At 56.9% G+C, this 17,942-nt stretch carries 16 protein-coding genes; 7 read left to right on the top strand and 9 right to left on the bottom strand.

The genetic code is table 11. From position 1 onward, the window contains the following. Positions 1-5 precede the first annotated feature (5 nt). From NHH03_RS14390 to NHH03_RS14375, 4 genes are all read right to left on the bottom strand, one after another. On the bottom strand, positions 6-194 hold the full coding sequence (locus tag NHH03_RS14390; protein WP_253157243.1) for a hypothetical protein: 189 nt from the start codon (positions 192-194) through the stop codon (positions 6-8). Positions 195-323: 129 nt separating this feature from the next. Further along, positions 324-1,568: a DUF1559 domain-containing protein gene (locus NHH03_RS14385; RefSeq protein ID WP_253157241.1), complete on the bottom strand. Its 1,245-nt coding sequence runs from the start codon at positions 1,566-1,568 to the stop codon at positions 324-326. Positions 1,569-2,041: 473 nt separating this feature from the next. After that, on the bottom strand, positions 2,042-3,598 hold the full coding sequence (locus NHH03_RS14380) for a FecR domain-containing protein (protein WP_253157239.1): 1,557 nt from the start codon (positions 3,596-3,598) through the stop codon (positions 2,042-2,044). Then, complete coding sequence (locus tag NHH03_RS14375) at positions 3,599-4,198, bottom strand: sigma-70 family RNA polymerase sigma factor (protein ID WP_253157237.1); 600 nt, start codon at positions 4,196-4,198, stop codon at positions 3,599-3,601. A gap of 204 nt (positions 4,199-4,402) precedes the next feature. Here NHH03_RS14375 and NHH03_RS14370 point away from each other — a divergent pair, with 204 nt between their 5' ends. Together NHH03_RS14370 and NHH03_RS14365 are read left to right on the top strand one after the other, a co-directional pair. Next, a complete protein-coding gene (locus NHH03_RS14370; protein ID WP_253157235.1) occupies positions 4,403-5,458 on the top strand; it encodes a sialidase family protein in 1,056 nt (351 codons plus the stop codon). Between the two features lie 40 nt (positions 5,459-5,498). Continuing rightward, the gene (locus NHH03_RS14365) at positions 5,499-5,738 is read left to right on the top strand and encodes a putative signal transducing protein (RefSeq protein ID WP_253157234.1); all 240 of its coding nucleotides are present in this window, start codon (positions 5,499-5,501) and stop codon (positions 5,736-5,738) included. A gap of 200 nt (positions 5,739-5,938) precedes the next feature. On the opposite strand, the gene NHH03_RS14360 is transcribed toward NHH03_RS14365, so the two are convergent. Then, the gene (locus NHH03_RS14360) at positions 5,939-7,357 is read right to left on the bottom strand and encodes a DUF1552 domain-containing protein (protein ID WP_253157232.1); all 1,419 of its coding nucleotides are present in this window, start codon (positions 7,355-7,357) and stop codon (positions 5,939-5,941) included. 82 nt (positions 7,358-7,439) lie between these two features. Continuing rightward, on the bottom strand, positions 7,440-9,455 hold the full coding sequence (locus NHH03_RS14355; protein WP_253157230.1) for a DUF1588 domain-containing protein: 2,016 nt from the start codon (positions 9,453-9,455) through the stop codon (positions 7,440-7,442). Between the two features lie 260 nt (positions 9,456-9,715). Between NHH03_RS14355 and NHH03_RS14350 the strand changes: the two genes are divergently transcribed. From NHH03_RS14350 to NHH03_RS14330, 5 genes are all read left to right on the top strand, one after another. After that, positions 9,716-12,262, top strand: coding sequence for a reprolysin-like metallopeptidase (locus NHH03_RS14350; RefSeq protein WP_253157228.1), 2,547 nt, complete (start codon positions 9,716-9,718; stop codon positions 12,260-12,262). Positions 12,263-12,374: 112 nt separating this feature from the next. Next, positions 12,375-14,294 (top strand): Xaa-Pro dipeptidyl-peptidase, encoded by a 1,920-nt coding sequence (locus NHH03_RS14345; protein ID WP_253157227.1) that lies wholly within the window; start codon positions 12,375-12,377, stop codon positions 14,292-14,294. A 42-nt stretch (positions 14,295-14,336) separates the two neighbouring features. Next, a complete protein-coding gene (locus tag NHH03_RS14340) occupies positions 14,337-14,699 on the top strand; it encodes a SpoIIAA family protein (protein ID WP_253157225.1) in 363 nt (120 codons plus the stop codon). A gap of 16 nt (positions 14,700-14,715) precedes the next feature. Next, complete coding sequence (locus NHH03_RS14335) at positions 14,716-15,309, top strand: GNAT family N-acetyltransferase (protein ID WP_253157223.1); 594 nt, start codon at positions 14,716-14,718, stop codon at positions 15,307-15,309. Between the two features lie 346 nt (positions 15,310-15,655). Further along, the gene (locus NHH03_RS14330; RefSeq protein WP_253157221.1) at positions 15,656-15,994 is read left to right on the top strand and encodes a hypothetical protein; all 339 of its coding nucleotides are present in this window, start codon (positions 15,656-15,658) and stop codon (positions 15,992-15,994) included. A 74-nt stretch (positions 15,995-16,068) separates the two neighbouring features. Here NHH03_RS14330 and NHH03_RS14325 read toward each other — a convergent pair whose 3' ends face one another. From NHH03_RS14325 to NHH03_RS14315, 3 genes are all read right to left on the bottom strand, one after another. After that, a complete protein-coding gene (locus tag NHH03_RS14325; RefSeq protein WP_253157219.1) occupies positions 16,069-16,602 on the bottom strand; it encodes a helix-turn-helix domain-containing protein in 534 nt (177 codons plus the stop codon). A gap of 27 nt (positions 16,603-16,629) precedes the next feature. Next, positions 16,630-16,857, bottom strand: a complete 228-nt coding sequence (locus NHH03_RS14320; protein WP_253157217.1) for a hypothetical protein — start codon at positions 16,855-16,857, stop codon at positions 16,630-16,632. Positions 16,858-17,315: 458 nt separating this feature from the next. Continuing rightward, positions 17,316-17,942 (bottom strand): phage major capsid protein (locus tag NHH03_RS14315; protein ID WP_253157215.1); only part of this gene is annotated, 627 nt, incomplete at its 5' end.

Below are 17,942 nucleotides of genomic sequence, written 5' to 3'. Positions count from 1 at the left end.
GCAGCTTAGTTCGGGCTCGCTTTTTGCATTTCTCGAGCGTACTCTTCTTCGCTCATGCCAGGCACGGGAACATCGCTTTCCGGTTGGGAATCGGCTGGCGGCGCGACCACGCTCGAACCGGACGATCCACAACCAGTGAAAGACAGCGTGCACATGCAAACGGTGAAAGCGAAATAGACGAAGTATTTTGTCATCAGAAGATCAAAGAGTGTGTTGTTCGAAAGGGTGATTTTAACGAAACAGAAAAAAAACTTGCCTCTCCTGGCTTGGCCGGAAGAGACAAGTTGGCTCAAGGGATAGGTTTCACAAACTTCACTCCAGGCTCACTGGAATGATTCTTGGATCACCTCTTTGCTGGCTTTTGTTCCCAATGCTCCCCACAACCCGAATGGGCTTTCGATGCCCGGGGTGACGTTGCTTGGCACTGGCGAGCTCTGGTTGCCCGCTTCGATCGAATCGCTGATGAATGTCACTGCACCATCACCCATCAGGATGTGACAGCCACCTTGGTGATGGCTGCTGGGACCAAATGGTCCGGTACCGTCAGCCCATTGTCCGATGCACAACTCGCTGTTGGGCGGACGCACGGTGAACACCGCTGAGATTGACAATCGGAATGCCGACGCCCAGCTCATACCGCGTCCATTGGTTTCGCCATTGACGATGCTGACCGGCGGGGTGCAACCGGCACTGGTGGTGGCGTTGCACCAGAACTGAGGTCGTGCGGGGTCAATTTCCATCGAGTTGACACAGTGCAACGGGTCGTCCGCGGAATCGTTGCCGCCACCGCCAGCGTCCCAGGAAAGCGAACCATTGATGGCGTTGTCACCCAAGTTGGAAACGATTTCAGCCATCGCAATGGTGTTGGACAATCCGTCCAGCACGTCGCGGAATTTGAATTCGGAATAGGGAGCGAAGAATCCGCGGTGAACCGATTTGGCATTGCGGACATTTCCCACATTGGTGCTGGGAATCATCTCCGCCAAATCATAGTGCGCGGTGATATAACTTCGCGGCGCGTCACCCAAGCAAGGTCCGTAGTTGACTCGCCCGCGTCCTGGCAATCCCTGTCCGGGGTCACTGGGGCAACGCAACATCGGCAACTCGGTTTGCCAAGGAATGTAGCCAGGGTTGGTTGAATACGACTTGGGGCTTGGCCCCATCGCCGGCCACACGCCGTTGGGTGGTGGTGCACCGGTGACGGTTTGAGTGCTGGGGTTCGAGATTTGTTCCCACAAACCTTGTTGCTCGAAGTAAGCCGTCATCGGCACGTGAACACTCAAACTCAACCGGTTTGCGGTGTCACTGGCACGCCACCATGCAGGTGGCGTTTCAAGACCCTTTCCAGTTCCCCCGCCGTGCGGCGGAAGCTGTTTAAAGGCCGAATGGTAGTTGTGCATGGCCAACCCGAGTTGCTTGAAATTGTTACTGCAACTCATCCGTCGAGCAGCTTCGCGAGCCGCTTGGACTGCCGGTAACAGCAGCCCCACAAGAATCCCAATGATGGCGATCACGACCAGTAGCTCAACGAGCGTAAAGCCGGACGTCGGCTTAAGCCTTCTCTTCATCGCGTTCTCACAAAATTAATGGCAGGAAAGTAAATGCGCGTTAGGCGCGGCGGGAAGGGGCGGATCGCCCCATTGAATCGCAGTCTATAGAACCGGATATTCCACAACAACAAAAAACGTCTGATTAGCAATGAAAAAGAACGTTATTTCTTGAGAATGGATCTCATTGACAGACGCTGGCTCTGTCACGGGGTGAAAAAATTCATCGACGAAGCAATCAATGGCGAATCCATGTGCACAAAAGTGCATATGGTTCGGCGAAAGCTCGCCGCGAATTCCCCAAGAGGAGGCTGTTTCTGCATGAGGCTGCGACTGGTTTCCCAGTGGTAATCCCAAAGACCCCACAGATGTCGACATCAAAAATCAAGAATTTATGAAGTCCATCGGCGTGGATCGTCACTCCCTGGCAAAATGACGCGATTTACCGGCCCCTTGAGCGGCGCCCGACTGATACGTCGGGTCCGTTTCGCAGCCTACTGCGAGACCAATTGGGGTAGTTTGAGGGCTCTCCGAGCCCGGCGGCAGTTTGTTCCGGCCTTTTGTCGCCGGTCTCTGCGAACCCGGTCCGATTGATCACGAGCTTTGCGAGCTCGGCGCCTGTTGGTCTGGGCCGCGGGTGGCTCTTGGGTGATCGACATTTCGTCGATCATGATTCCGCGGTCGACGGTTTGAGAGCTAATGTAGACGAAATACACCACGTCTCCCGCCGCCGGCGAGACGGCCGGGCGATCCTTGAAAAACTGGTTGCCGTCGGAACCGGCCTTTTTGAACTGACTGAGCGGAATCGACAGGTTTCGCCACTGATTGGCCGGCACTTGATCAAAGTTTCGCTCTTGGTATTCGTAGTTCCCCGTCAGCGCGGTCGGTTTGAAATCAAACCCTCGCACCCCGATCATGATTTGATAGAACCCCGGCTTGGCGATTCTGATGCGCAAGTTCAGCACGCTCGTTTCCGTGATTTGAACAATTCCGCTGGTCCAACACTTGGGGGTCGCCAAGGAATAAAACTCTGACGCGTCGTCGGTAGCGGTCATCATCGCAGCACCGGAAATCTCGGATTGAACCAACATCCCAATCGGCCAGTCTTCCATCCGTTTTGCGTTCAGGTGGGCCTGCCATTGAACGGGAACGCCCTGACGAGACTCAATCTGTAGTTTGCCGCCGGATGATTCCGAGCGGGCGAATTGTCCCGAACGGACTTCGATCATTTCGCCGTCACGCGTGCGTCTCAGCGTCGCCAAACCACTCGTCACCATGACTTCGGTGGTCTCGGGCAATGTCGACATGCCAAAGTTGGTGTCGTTCATCTCCAACTCGGAATCGGGCGTGGAAATCAGGGTGGGTTTTCCAAATGGCTGCTTGTGAATGGTCGCGCAAAGGTTGCCGTTGCTGAGGAACAGCTTCTTTTGCCCACTGGAACCGTTCACTTGCAAGGTCGCCGGACCCGCCATGAAGAACGTGGTGCCATCGGGATAGATCAAATCCGCAGACGACGTCGAACTGACGGTGCGGAGTGTGACGCCGGCATAGACCTTGCTGCCGGAGTGAACGGGTTTGCCGTTGATCGTGACCTGGCCGACGGCGTTGGACACCACGGCCACGACGTCGGAGGTGCGAATGCGATCGAATTCAGTGATCGGCTGGGGCTGCATCCGCCACGTCAATGAAACCGCCAACAACACAACCGCAGCTAGCGCACACCAGACGTAGGGAAAACCGGCCAGCGCTTCGGCACGTGAATCGTCAACGACCGATGAGGTTGGAACGGGTGGCTGAAACGAGCATTCGAACAACTCGGATTCGGCCAATTGGGAATCATTCAATCGATGACGTAGCGGTTCACGCAGCAATTGCGACTGCATGCACAGCGTCACGAACGATGCTTGTTTTTGCTGATCCGATTTCATCATCCGATCAAGCCGCCGAACATCCGCGGCTTCCAATTCACCTTCCAAATACTGCAGCGAAAGCGACAGGAAATCGCTATCACTATCGTTCCGGCTCGGTGAATCGTGGGCTTTCTGTGGCATTTAGATGTTTTTTGTCAAACGTAACTGGACACAATCTCTAAGCCTTTGGTGGATGCGGCTAAGAGCCATATAAACCGTCTGTGCCTTGCGGTCAAGTGTTGCGGCGACCTGTTTGCCGCTCAAGCCCTGCCCGTAACGAAGCGCCACGATCTGTTGGGAACGCGGTGTCATCGTTTCAATGCATGCTCGCAGCGCCGTAATCGTTTCTTCACTGGTGCTGTCGTCCGATTGCTCCCAATGCGTCTCCAGCGATGCCAACAGTTCTTCGCTGAGTGTCAAGTGTTCCAGTTTCCGGTCGCGAATCCAATGCAACGCACGATACCGGGTCGCGGTTCTGGCCCAGGCGATCAGCGCCGGCTCGCTGTCGATCTGGTCGCTGCGATCGACCGCCAGCAACATGACCTCTTGAAAGATGTCCTCGGCAGCATGCTCATCGCGCAGGATGGACCAAGCATGCGCCAAAAATTTCGCTCGCTCGGTCAACAACACTCGAATGACAATCGCTTGATCCATCGTTGCAGTATAGTGGTTTGTCGTGCGCTGCTGAGCTTGCTGCGATTGTTTCTGTAGTGATGCCTCGCAGAAAATTGGGCGACGCACGTTGTCCCGTCCCACCTGCCCGCCTTCCCCTGCCCCCCCTTTTTTGAAGTTTCGCTTGGATCTTAACCCGACGCATTAGCGAGGGATTTCGCCGGTTGACGCGATCCCTCGCTGACGCGTCGGGTTAGCAAAAACCAATGCCCCACGCAAAAGCGCTGGCTTCAAAGCTTCCCTCCTTCCCCCACCCTGCAGGCAAAACCGCTGATGAACTCGACGACTCGAAATTTTCTGTTGCAATCGACACTGTTCCTATTGGCTCTCGTTGCACCGATCGGGATGCAACCGATTGTGATCGCCCAATCCGAATCAGATGATCAAGCCGATCCGGGCGGCCCGTCGCAACCGCGATTGGTCAGCGTCAAACGGATTTGGGATCAGGCACCGCACAATGCATTCACGGATTTGCTGTTTCATCAGGGGCGTTGGTACTGTGTCTTTCGCGAGGGCAGCCGGCATGTTTCCCCCGATGGGTCATTGCGGATACTGGGATCCGAGGACGGCGAAACGTGGACGTCGATCGCCTTGGTCACGGACCCCGTGGAAGATCTGCGTGACGCAAAACTGTCTGTCACGCCGGACGGCCGCTTGATGCTGAACGGTGCGGGCATGCAAGCCGACCAACCGATCCGTTACCATTCGATGGTCTGGTTCTCCGCCGACCAGGGAAACTCATGGACCGATGGCAAGCGGATCGGCGATCCAGGTTTCTGGCTGTGGCGCGCCCAATGGCACAATGATGTTTGCTACAGCATGGGCTACGCCACCGGCCGAGAACGCGAAAAACGTTCGGCAAGGTTTTATCGCAGTAGCGACGGCGCAAACTACGACGCACTGATCCCCGAAGTGAATTTGGAACGCGGCGTCGGCGAGGATGTGATCCTGTTTTTGGAAGATGATTCGGCGCTGTGTTTGTTTCGGCATGAGACCGGCGACAAGATGGCGTTCTTGGGCAAGTCGAATCCTCCCTATGACCAATGGCAATGGACCAGCATGAACGCTCGCATCGGTGGTCCGGATATGATTCAATTGCCAGACGGGCGAATCCTGGCGGCCGTTCGTTTGTACGATGGCAAAGTGCGCACGTCGCTGACTTGGTTGGATCCTGAAAACGCAACGTTGACCGAGTGTTTGACGCTGCCCTCGGGCGGCGACACCAGCTATGCCGGACTCGTTTGGAAAGATGATATGCTGTGGGTCAGTTACTACTCATCGCACGAAGAGAAAACGGCCATTTATTTGGCCAAAGTCGTCTTTGAGTAAACGGCCCGTTTGACATCACACTCTCCACCAAGATCATGCCATGAATCCATCGGAAAACCTGGACGAAGCCAAATTGGAAACCGTTGCCGAGCGGAGCTCCGAAGTGGCGGCAACGATCTTGGTGTCTGTCTTGAAAGATGCCGGGATACGCGCCATCGCGACCGGCGGATTCACCTCTGGTTTCCGCGCCGAAGCACCAGGGGTGGTTCGCATCCAGACGCTGGAGTCCGACGCCGAGCGTGCCCGTCAAGTGATCGCCGAAATCGAACCTGTCGAATGAGGCCCTTGTGCCTAACCGATGGGTGAGTGCGATCGCGCAACTTCAACGGCGCTGGTGTGGAGGATTTATCCGACCCCGGTGAGGGTCTTCTGCGAAGCACAAAGCCGGTCGAATAAATCCTCCACACCAACGTGCGACCGGCTAAAGCCCCCACTCACGCGTCGGGCTGCGTTTATCTGCCGGTCCCTCCTCCGCACCAGTTAGACAAGCACGCCTGGCAGCACATCGGTGCTGTCGGCAAAGCTCTTCTTGTCACTGCCAAATGCCTGCAGCATGGCGACGTACAGATTGGCCAACGGTGTGTCCTTGCCGAATGACAGGTGCTGGCCGGTGGCGATTCGACCGCCGCCGCTACCGCCTAGTAAGATCGGCAGGTTATGGGGGCTGTGGCTGTTGCCGTCTCGCAGCCCTGATCCGTACAGAATCATGGAATTGTCCAGCACCGTACCGTCACGCTCTTTCATGTCACGCAGTTTGCCCAGCAAATAAGCGTACTGTTCGACATGCCAACGATTGATCAGTTGATACTGACGCAGTTTGTCTTCGTTGTTTTGATGGTGCGATGTGTCGTGATGGCCGCCGGTCACACCGTCGAGGAACGAGAAATTTCGTCCGCTGACGGCATTGCCAAACATGAACGTACAAACCCGCGTGGTATCGGTTTGGAATGCCAACGCGATCATGTCCAACATCAGCCGAACCTGTTGGACGTATTGATCCGGTCGCTCTTCCGGTGGGCGTTGTTTGACATCCAATTGAACCAGCGGTTGCCAGCGATTGATGCTGCCGTCGTTTTGTTTTTGTAATCGCTGTTCGATCGAGCGAACCGATTGCAGGTATTCATCCATCCGTTGACGGTCGGCGGCGCCCAACCGACGCTTCAATTCATTGGCATCGCCGAGCACGCGGTCCAATAACATTGAATCCCGTTTTTGGTTTCCCTGTTTCGGATTCGCTGCGTGAAACAGTCGATCAAACACCAACCGCGGATTCAGTTCTCGGGCCAGCGGACTGGTGGGCCCGCTCCAGGCGATGTGCGACCCATAGACACGCGTGTAACCGACATTGGTGTCGACGCCGGTGGTGACCGGATCGATACCCAGTTCCAAGGAGGACAGCGGAGTGAACGCGCCGGAGTAGTCCGCTGCGACTTGGTCCATTGACCGACCGTTGCAGTTCAGGTCGATGCCCAATGATTTGTTGATCGTGGTACAGGTCAGGAAGCCAGATGTTTTGACATAGTGGCCGTCACCTACGTTGCTGGCCTGGTTCCATAAATTGGACAGCACCAACAGTTGATCTTTGACCGCTGCCAACGGTTCCAAACTCGGCGAAAGTTCAAATTCACGGCCTTCGCCGGTCGGCGTCCACATGTCTTGGCGGACTCCGTTGGGCACAAACAGGGCAGCCATCCGCAGTGGCGAATCGTTGGGACGGGCGCCATCGGATTCCGCCGCCAGGGCTTCGGCTGCGACCGCACCGGTGGGCATCATCGCTTCTAGCCAGGGCAGTGCCAGCGCCGCCCCGACGCCACGCAGCAACGTGCGCCGCGACAACGGCAGTCGGCGGTTGGAATCATCATCTAAAAAAACGGTGCGTTTGCTGGCGTTGATGTTCACGTTTCGGAATCCTGATCGGTGGGCTGTGTCGTCGGAGGGCTGCGTCGTCGTCGGCGTCGTTTGGGTGGCGACCTTTCGGGGGTCACCGGTGGGGCGTGGTGACTAATTCTAGGCCGATACTTGCGTCGCGACCTTGTTTGTAGCGGAACGGGATGCTGTGAACGATTTCTCGGACCAAAGTTTGTGCCTTGTAATCGTCCTGTGCCAGTTTCTCGCCAATCGCTTCGACCACACAATCGTCGTCGTTGGTCAATCCGCGGGCCAGCGCGAAACCGAGCACTTTCGAGGTTAGATTGCGGATGAATTGTTGCTTCCGCTCCATCAGCAGTGCTTTCAATTGCTCGGGACCAACAAATTCGATCCCACCGGGCAGTTCGCCACTGGCGTCAATCGGAATCTCATCCACTTCTGTCCGCCAACGTCCCAGCACATCGTAGTTCTCCAGACCAAACCCCAATGGATCCATCATCGAGTGACAGGACGCACAGGTCGGGTCGGCGCGGTGAATCTCCAGACGTTCTCGCAGTGATGCCGGTTGGTCGGTGGCCGCCGATTCTTCTAATTCAGGCACGTTCGGTGGTGGCGGCGGTGGCGGTGTTCCCAGCAATGTGTCCAAGATCCATTTGCCGCGCAGCACCGGACTGGTGCGATGCGGAAACGAGGACACAGCCAGCACCGCGCTCATCCCCAACAATCCGCCACGATGACTGTCCTTGGGCAAGTCGACTTTTTTGGGTTGCTCGCGGAATTCTCCTTTGACGCGGTAGTGGTCTGCCAATCGCCGATTGACGTAGGTGAAATCCGAATCGATCAAATTCAAAAGCGATCGATTGTCGGCTAGCAGGTCTTCGAAAAAGAAGATCGGCTCGTATTTCATTCCGCCTTCCAGTTCGCTGTCGTAGCGCCGTGAAACGGATGCATCGGGTTTGAATTCCCGCCCCAGTGCTCGGGTTCCCAGCCATTGTTCGACAAAACTGGTGGCAAACCCACGCACCTTTGCACCGCGTCGCAAGCCGTTGCGATCGACATCGCTGCGTAACATACGCTTGATCTGTTCCGCCAAAACGGCTTCGTCGGCCAATTTGCCTTGATCGGCCAATCGCAGCAGTTCCGAATCCGGCATCGAAGCCCATAGGAAATACGACAACCGCGATGCCAATTCATGTTGAGTGACCGGGACCGGCTGGTCGGTTGGGTTCGGTTCCTCCCACAAAAACACGAACTTTGGCGACACCATGCTGGCTTCGAGCGCAAACTGAACGGCCGATTCATAGGAAGGGTCGGCGGCATAGGCCGAGTCGAATAAAACCAGGTATTCATCGATCTCGCCGTCGCGTAGTGGTCGGCGAAACGCACGTGGCAGGAATTTTTCCAGCACTGCGCGCGCGGCCTGCTGGGGACTGCGTTTGTCGTCGGGAGTGGCGACAATGATCTTGCCGCGGGCTCCGGGGTCCTTCAAAGCGTGCCCCAGCGCGGATCGAGCTGCGGCGAGGTATTTTTCGGCGTAGATCGGCGAGATAAATAGCGTTTCGGCTGCGTTGTCAAACCCCTCGCCGCCGGCACCATCGTCCGGCAGGGCATGCCCAGCGTTGATGTGAATCCCCAGCAAATCGCGAACGGTGTTGGCGTATTCCGTCCGATTCAATCGCCGCAGCATCGGCCGCCCGGGCGAAACTCCGTCGTCACAGACCGCGGCGTGGATGGTTTGACGGATCCAGGTGACAAATGCCTTGCGAGTTGGGTTGGGTGGAATCTCGCTGTGTTCCGGCGGCATTTGACCTTCCTGGACGCGATCAGCAACCCGATTCCAGGCTTCGATCGCGCCGCCAACGTCGGCCGCCGTCGTGTAGGCATCAAAATCCAGCCCCGCTTCCGCCTCTTCGCCCTGGTGGCAATCGATGCAGTAGTTTTGCAGAAATTCAAACGCCGCTTCAGCCTGCATGGCTGGGGCTGCTTCGGTGGGCGCAGCTTCAACCGCCGTAGCTTCCACCGCAACTGGGGTGCTCACATCGTTGGCGGCACTGTCAGAGTCGGCTGCGGAGGTCGCAAACGCAACTCCCAAGCAAGCGCAGCAAGCAAGAATCGTTCGCAATCTCATGTGATTCCGTTTTCACTCCTTGGGCAATCAGGCGGCCGGCAGAGCGGGTGGGGCGGGCGGGCTTTGCTCACCAGCATTGAAGCTAGCGACGCAAAGTGTTTTAGGGAGGCGGGGGACCATCCATTGTAGCTGATCGACCAGGATGTCCGTAGAGGGAACTTTTCTTGGGCGGGGTGGCCATCTGCACACCTGAATGGCAGAATTCATTATCATCATGGCGTTTTCTGTCCAGTCTCCCCAGGTTTCCCCTGGCAATCCCGTTGCAACACCGACGAATCCGCTTCCAATCATCCCGTCGACCGCTACGTCGACTGCTGGAAACGTTGGAAACCCGCCAGATGCTGGCCGCCGACACGATCGATTCACTGTGGAATAGCGTGGCGGCGGACCCGCTCGACCATTCGGATGCCTCCGCGCTGGCGGAGTTTGCGTCCTTTCGATTGAATCGCGAACGCTTGCAAAACCATCTGGAATCCGCACCGCCTGAATTTTGGCTGGGGCCGCGTGAGCCGGATGATTTGCGTCCGAATCGATTGCACGGCGAACTATCGCTGCCGATGCCGGACGGACGCATTCAACAGTTTGAACTCGTGCGGACCACGATCGTTGATCAGTCGTTGGCGCAGCGGTTGCCTCAAGTCGCTACCTACAGCGGGTTGGCAATCGATGGCGCCGCAGCCAACGTGCGTGTCACGGTGACGCCCGACGGAATGCACGCCCAAATCCGTTCGACAGAAGGTGTCTATTTCGTCAATCCCATGATGGTTGATTCGTCTGGCCAGAGTGCATCGACCGGCGGCGATGACCCGTTGTACCGCAGCTATTACCTTGATGCGGTGCCGGCCGATCCCTTGCACGACGAACATGCGGACGCATCATCAGCACCCGATTCCGCGCCGGCGGCCGATCCGCCGCTGACGCAAACGACCGGTGACCAGCTGCGCACCTATCGCTTGGCGGTCGCAGCGACCGGCGAATTCACCGCGCGACATGGCGGCACCATCGCAGGGGCTCAGGCGGCGATCATCACCGCGATCAATGATGCCAACGGATTGTATGAACAGGAGATGGGGATTCGATTCCAGTTGGTCGACAACTCGTCGATCATCTATCTCGATGCAGCAACGGATCCCTACACCAACAGTGACAACAACGCGATGTTGAATGAAAACCAAATCAACATCGATGCGGTCATCGGCGATGCCAACTACGACGTCGGCCACGTTTTTGGGACCGATGGCGGTGGGCTGGCATTCGTCGGCGTGGCTGGCAGATCAGGACAAAAAGCACGTGGTGTCAGTTCAAACAATCTGACCCATAGCACTCAAACCCCGGCACACGAATTGGGACATCAATTCAACAGCCGACACACCTGGAACGGTGCCAATGGGTACTGCTCGGCATCGCAGTGGAACGCGGATTTTTCGATGGAGCCGGGAAGCGGTTCGACATTGATGTCCTATGGCGGGTTCTGTGGCAGCGACAACGTCCAATCGTCGCGTGATTTCTATTTTCATTCCGTCAGTTACGATGCCATCGTTGATTATGTGACCCGCGTCATTCCAGGCGTGGGGACGATTTCCAACACGGGGAACACCGCGCCGGATGTTTCCGCCGGCCCCGATTACACGATCCCGGCGGCAACCCCCTTTGAATTAAACGCACCGCCGGCAGTCGACCAGCAGGGCGACGTTGTCACTTACAACTGGGAACAACGCGATTTGGGCAGCGGTCAAAAGGCACTCAGTGATCCCGATGACGGGCTGGGGCCACTGTTTCGCTCTTACCCCAAGTCGACGGACCTCTCACGCACTCTGCCGCGTTTAGGCGAGCTACTGAACAACACCGCTCCACGCGGGGAACAGCTGCCGACGACCAATCGGCAAATCAATTTCCGCTTGAACGCCAATGACTCTCGGGGCGGAACAGCATCGGATTCCATGGTTCTGAATGTCGTTGATACGGGGACGCCGTTTGCCGTGACCAGTCCCAATTCCGCCGTTGATTGGCTGGTTGGGACGGCGCAAACGGTCACATGGGACGTTGCCGGGACCAACGCCAACGGCATTGATGTGGCGTTCGTCGAGATTCTGTTGTCGACCGATGGTGGCAACCAGTTCGACACCGTGCTTGCCAGTGGCGTCGAGAACGATGGTTCTCAGAGCATTGTTGTGCCTGAAATATTGACTTCCTCAGCGCGGGTCAAAGTCCAAGCGATTGGCAATATTTTCTTTGATCTATCGAACACGAATTTTTCGATCATCGAACCGGTCGTCAACGTCGAATCGGTAGTCGTCAATGACGCCTCGGCGTCTCGCAGCCAACTGACATCCCTGACTGTCCAGTTCGATGGAGAAGCGGGCGCCACACCGGCAGCATTCGAAGTCCGCAATCGCGACGACCAGACGTTGGTGGCGACCGAAACGCTGATCAGTGACCAGTCCGGCGTGACCGTGGCAACGATCACCTTTCTGCCCGGCCCCAATGTAGTGACACGAGCGTCTGGAAACTCATTGGTCGACGGGAATTACCAGCTACGCGTGGTGGCCAGCGGGGTGGATCGCTTGCCGGCCGATTTTCAGTTCGGCGACTTGCCATCCGACCAGTTGTTTCGCTTGTTCGGCGACAGTGACGGCGACCGCGACGTGGATGGACACGACTATGGGCGTTTCGCTGCCGCATTTTTGTTGGCCGACGGCGATGATGGATTCCAACCAGACGTTGACTTTGAGGGTGACGGTGACGTCGATAGCCGAGACTACGGGCAGTTATCGTTGCGTTGGCAGCGCGTGTTGAACTTTCAGTGAACGTTTGCAGTAGAAACGACGGCCGAGGAGCCAACGGTTTGGCGCTGTTGGGCTAAACTGTCGCGGCATCTTGCGCCCTTCTGCCAAGCCGTTCCCTTTGAAATGGATCATCATGCTTCGATCTTGCCCGGGCTGCACTGCAGTCATGCGATTGTCAAACGTTGTGCTGGCCGTGTGGTTGATCGCCCCGCTGGCGGTAGCATCCGATAGCGAACCGGCCGAGCCAGCGGTGCCGGTGTTTAAAGATGGCCAGGCCCAAGTCGTCAAAGCATTCGAAGATTCCGACTACTGGATTCGTCATGATTTATGGGTTGAGACGGAATTTGATTCGGATGATGACGGGCGAATGGATCGGATGCACGTCAGTGTCACACGCCCGCGTCAAACTGAAAGTGAAGGGTTGAAATTGCCGGCGGTCTACGTTTCCAGCCCTTATTTTTCCGGCACCGGCGCATCGGGCACGGAGTACTTTTGGAATCCGCGTCAAGAACTGGGGCAAACGCCGCCACCGCGCGAGCACTGCCCGCCAGTTGAACTGAAATCTCGGCGACCGATCATTTCAAAATCACATGAAAAAGAATGGGTGCCACGAGGCTACGTGGTGGTCCATTCCTGTTCCCCCGGCACCGGGTTGTCGCAAGGCTGCCCGACCGTTGGTGGCGACAATGAATCCTTGGCGCCCAAAGCGGTGGTGGATTGGTTGTGTGGCCGTGCCCCCGGTTACACGACGCCCGATGGGGATCAACGCGTCGAAGCCGATTGGTGCACCGGCAAGGTGGGGATGACCGGCACGTCTTATAACGGCACGATTCCTTTGGCCGCCGCAACGACGGGTGTGGAAGGGTTAGAAGCCATCATTCCGGTCGCGCCCAACACGTCGTATTACCATTACTATCGATCTAACGGCCTGGTGCGTCATCCCTATGGCTACATGGGGGAAGACATCGATTGCCTGTACGACTTCATTCATAGTGGCAACCCAGAATTTTGCGATCACTGCAATGACAAGGTCCGCGACAAAGCGATGGCCGATGGATTTGATCGCGTCAACGGCGACTACAACGATTTTTGGGCCGGCCGCGATTACATCAACGATCTGGAACCGTTAAAGGCCGCCGTGCTAATGGCTCATGCCTTCAACGATTGGAACGTGGTCCCAGAGCACAGTGTGCGAATTGTCCAGGCACTGAAATCGAAAGGCGTTCCGGTCCAGGTCTACTACCACCAAGGCGGCCACGGCGGACAGCCGCCGATGAAACAAATGAATCGTTGGTTCACGCGTTATTTGCATGGCGTAGAAAATGATGTCGAACAAGACGCCAAATCTTGGATCGTACGCGAAGACGCCAAACCGGACGAACCGACGGCCTACGATGATTATCCCCATCCCGCTGCCGAGCCTGTCACGTTCTATTTGCAAGGTGGCGCACCACAGCGCGGGACATTGACGACCCAGCGGATGCCCGATCAAGGCACCGAGACGCTGATCGATAATTTCTCATTCGCCGGTGACGCCTTGGCAAAAGCGGATTGGACGCAACACCGTTTGATCTACGTCAGCCCTGAATTGACACAGCCGGTGCATCTGTCCGGTACCCCACGAATCACTCTCAAACTAGCTTGCGATCGCCCCGCGGCAAATCTTTCCGTCTGGCTGGTGTCACTGCCGTGGAACGATGGCAAGAAAGCCAAGATCACCGACAACGTGATCACACGCGGTTGGGCGGATCCGCAAAATCATGCTTCGATTCGTGACGGCCAACCGCTGGTCCCCGGCCAGTTCTATGAGTTGAGTTTTGATCTTCAGCCGGACGACCAAGTGATCGCCAAAGGCCAACAGATCGGGTTGATGATTTTTTCCAGCGACCGCGACTTCACGTTGCACCCCGATCCCGGCACGCAATTGACGATCGACCTGGACGCAACCTCGATCACCCTGCCGATCGTCGGCGGCGCCGACGCGCTCGCTGTACAAGCTGGCGAATCCAAACCCATTGTGGACATCCCAGCGAACGCTCAAACTACCCCCTGACGGCTAGCCAACTTTCCCTCCCCCGATCCCAGGTTCACTGCGATGTCTTTCAGTCTTACCGAAGTCGCCGATCGAAATATTTTAGAAGTCAGCGTGACTGGCAAACTCAGCAAAGAAGCTTACGAAGAATTTGTGCCGGCCACCGAAGCGGCGATTGCCAAGTACGGCAAGATTCGGATTCTGTTCCAGATGCATGACTTTCATGGCTGGGAAATGGGCGCGATGTGGGAAGACATCAAGTTCGACATCAAACATTTTGCGGACATCGAACGGCTGGCGATTGTTGGCGAGTCGAAGTGGGAGAAAGGGATGTCAGTCTTCTGCCGCCCCTTTACGACCGCTAAGATCAAGTACTTTGATGTCGCCGACGCGCAAGCCGCTCGGGATTGGATCCACGAAGCCTAATTTGTCGAGTGTGCGGATGTCTTGGCCAGAACCTGTCACCCTGACGGGGCGCCATGCCTCATTGGTGCCGCTGCGCCCAGAGCACGGTGAAGCGCTGTCGGTTGCCGTCGCCGATGGCGGGTTATGGGAACTGTGGTACACCAGCGTGCCGACGGTCGCAGGAATGCCGGCTGAGATCGATCGTCGGCTCACGCTACAGTCGCGCGGATCGATGTTGCCGTTCACGGTGCTTGACAGCGACGGGACACCGGTCGGGATGACCACCTACATGAACATCGACAGTGGCAATCGTCGCGTGGAGATCGGGTCGACTTGGTATGCCCGGCGTGTGCAACGAACCGGTTTGAACACCGAGTGCAAACGGATGTTGATGCAACACGCCTTTGAGACACTCGATTGCATCGCGGTGGAGTATCGGACTTCGTTTCTGAATCAACCCAGTCGCCGTGCGATCGAACGATTGGGAGCGAAGTTGGACGGCGTGCTCCGCAACCACCAACGCCACAGCGACGGCACACTCCGCGACACCTGTGTCTATTCAATCACCCAAACCGAATGGCCCGCGATCAAAACGCATTTGCAACACAAGTTGGCAGAAACCGGACTGTGAAATCGAAGCGTTGATCGTCGTGAAGGCACGTCGGCACAACCCCTTTCGTAGCTGGGCCCGCCAGGGTTCAGTCGGCCTGGACTCAGGCAAATCAGCGTGGGAATGGTAACCCGACGCGCGAGCGAGGGATTGAGGGTGGTAACGGGATCCCTCACTGACGCTTCGGGTTACCAAAAAACAATGCCTGACGCGAAAGCGGCTTTCTAAACCGCGTCAGCCGGATGGCGGTGAGCGCCAAACCGATTGATAAGCATTGGCTGTTGGGGAATTTGCTGCGGCACGAGCGGCGTGAAATCGCCTACGATGGGGCAGGATCAGCGGCAGGGCCACTCAACAGAGAGAAAACATGAAACGGTCATTTCTTGCGGTGATGATGGGGGCAGCGATGGTTTCGCTGGCGCCGGCACAATCGTCCGACTCGGGCTGGGATGAATCCGAGCATCCCCGAGATTCCCGTGGGCGGTTCACTTACAAACGCCGCGTCCCCGCCTATGGTGACTTCCACAACTATTTCCAAGAGCGGATTGATGCGATCACTCGGCCGACCGTGAATTACTTTCGATCCAATTCGCACCCTCGACAGCAGCACCATCCCAACCGCGGGACCAACGTCCGCTATGCCCCCCGAGACTATTGGCGACGCAAGGGGACCGCAGCTGCACTGTTCTTCAACCCACCCGGCTGAATTCACTGCCACGCGGCATTGAATCCCCACCCCGACCAGCACGCCCAGGAGGATTCGAACCTCCGACCGTCGGATTAGAAGAACAGTTTTTTGAGCCGGTCTTTCATGCTGAAAAACCCCGTTTTCTTCGTGTTTCCATGGTAGCGGAGTGCAACCGGATACTGCAAGCAGTCACGAGAAAATGTAGTATCTGAGGGTTGTTCAGTATTTAGTGGTAAGTCGGTGGTCGCTGGAAAACGCAACCGCGACTCAGGGGTTCCCATACTGAAAAACTGTTCGGGTGATGCGGTACACCGCGATGCCAATTGTCCCGCCGGCGTAGAGCCTTCGGACTTGGTTTGCTGTTTCCAGATGTTGTAGATCGGCGTTTCGAAGTCGGTTTCATGGTTCGCCGCGTTCTGGTCAGTTTTGGCGAGATTGGCAATGCTGCCGTTTTCGCCAAAACTCCTTGTCACATCGTCGATGGATTTCCTCGGCACTCCCACCGCATCGGCGATTTCCTGTTGCGTGTTCCCCGCCAGCCACATGTCGAAGATGCGACGCTTGCGGTGCTCCTTTGCATCCTTGTCGATGCGCGAAAGCCAACTGCGGACAGTTCGCTCGCTCACGCTTAACACCTTCGATAGGTGCTTCGATCATCGACACAACCGCTCATCGCTCCAATGCTCACGCATCCGCGCCGTCTCCCGTTCAATGTCCGTTGGCGTCGGAATGAAATCGGTGTATCTTCGGCTGGTGCGATGTCGGAACAGATGCCTGGGCAAACCAGCCAACCGACAGGCATCACCGGCGGGCAATCCACGGTTTACTAGCTGGTTCGCTTCCAAGAACGCCGTGTCAGGGTCGATAACGTGGGATTTCACGGCTTTTCGGTCGGCACTTGAAAAATCATTTTGCTGCACAGGCGAGCAGAAAAGGGCACCGATTGGTCGCGTCCGGTGTGCCCTGAGAATAAAGGCCCCCCGGGGGTGTCATCCCTCGCCTGCCTTCTTGCGTCCGCGTCTGGGCTTCCTGGGCGGCTCTGTAGCCGCTTTGGGTATCGTGTCCGCCTCATCGGTCGGCGGTTGTGCTGGGTCGCTCTGGGCGTCCCTTATGTCATCGTCAGAGGATTCATCGTCGGCGGGCAAGAACTCACCGAACCCACGGTCAATCATCATCTGACGTTGGTCGGCTGTTAGTTTGCTCGATCGCTGGATCCGGGCCGGGCTTTGCCCTGGTGCAACCCACAATGGTGTCTCACTCATGGAACCTGCCGATGCTGATAGAAGTCACCCCCGCGCCATGGTGTGACCCACGGCGCGAGGGTAGACAGGAGACACACCTACGAGGTGATTCCAGATAGGTTGTGAAACGCTGTGTCATCCAGCGTTGTGAAATCGAATCGTTGAGTGGCTTTGATCCAGACCTGGTGGCGGGCAAAAGCTTCGCCGGCGGCTGTCGTGGTTTCGATTTGGAAACCGGTTCGCAGTCCCATCAAGTACTTGGTGAAGTCGCCCACAACGGCCTGTTCCAATGGGCAGTTGGTCGTATGCAAGTACTGCTTGTCACGGATGGTCGGCGGTGGTTCCAACCAACCACGGGCCGAGTTGGTGCCGTCGCCGGTCGGGATGTTGAACAGGTCGTCATGAATCGTTGGGTTGACGATCACAGCGTTCGGTTCATGGTTCGCGTTGCGAATCGATGTCACGGCCGCGGCCACGTCAGTCCAGTCGATGCCACCGATGCTGTTGGTTGAATCGATGCCCGGCGTGTTCAAGATCCCCACGGGACGGCCTCCGGTGTGACCCTGGAGCCCGTACTTGTCGATTTGGGCTGCCATCGTCGCCGAGAGCCAACCCGTAAGTTGACTGGCCAGCAAGTCGGGCGAATCTTCCCACAACTCGCGGCTGATACTGGTCATCGCAAACGCAGTCACGACGTTCAGTTGCCGTTGTCCGAACTTCATTTG

Source organism: Stieleria tagensis (genome assembly GCF_024129865.1).
Taxonomy (GTDB): domain Bacteria; phylum Planctomycetota; class Planctomycetia; order Pirellulales; family Pirellulaceae; genus Stieleria; species Stieleria tagensis.
The sequence above is the reverse complement of the archived record's forward strand: the minus strand, read 5'-3'. Positions and strand labels throughout refer to the sequence as shown.

Bases quoted from the DNA above. Each gene is read 5' to 3' on its own strand.
- NHH03_RS14390 (WP_253157243.1), bottom strand. From the start codon at position 194: ATGACAAAATACTTCGTCTATTTCGCTTTCACCGTTTGCATGTGCACG.
- NHH03_RS14385 (WP_253157241.1), bottom strand. From the start codon at position 1,568: ATGAAGAGAAGGCTTAAGCCGACGTCCGGCTTTACGCTCGTTGAGCTA.
- NHH03_RS14380 (WP_253157239.1), bottom strand. From the start codon at position 3,598: ATGCCACAGAAAGCCCACGATTCACCGAGCCGGAACGATAGTGATAGC.
- NHH03_RS14370 (WP_253157235.1), top strand. From the start codon at position 4,403: ATGAACTCGACGACTCGAAATTTTCTGTTGCAATCGACACTGTTCCTA.
- NHH03_RS14365 (WP_253157234.1), top strand. From the start codon at position 5,499: ATGAATCCATCGGAAAACCTGGACGAAGCCAAATTGGAAACCGTTGCC.
- NHH03_RS14355 (WP_253157230.1), bottom strand. From the start codon at position 9,455: ATGAGATTGCGAACGATTCTTGCTTGCTGCGCTTGCTTGGGAGTTGCG.
- NHH03_RS14345 (WP_253157227.1), top strand. From the start codon at position 12,375: ATGCTTCGATCTTGCCCGGGCTGCACTGCAGTCATGCGATTGTCAAAC.
- NHH03_RS14340 (WP_253157225.1), top strand. From the start codon at position 14,337: ATGTCTTTCAGTCTTACCGAAGTCGCCGATCGAAATATTTTAGAAGTC.
- NHH03_RS14335 (WP_253157223.1), top strand. From the start codon at position 14,716: ATGTCTTGGCCAGAACCTGTCACCCTGACGGGGCGCCATGCCTCATTG.
- NHH03_RS14330 (WP_253157221.1), top strand. From the start codon at position 15,656: ATGAAACGGTCATTTCTTGCGGTGATGATGGGGGCAGCGATGGTTTCG.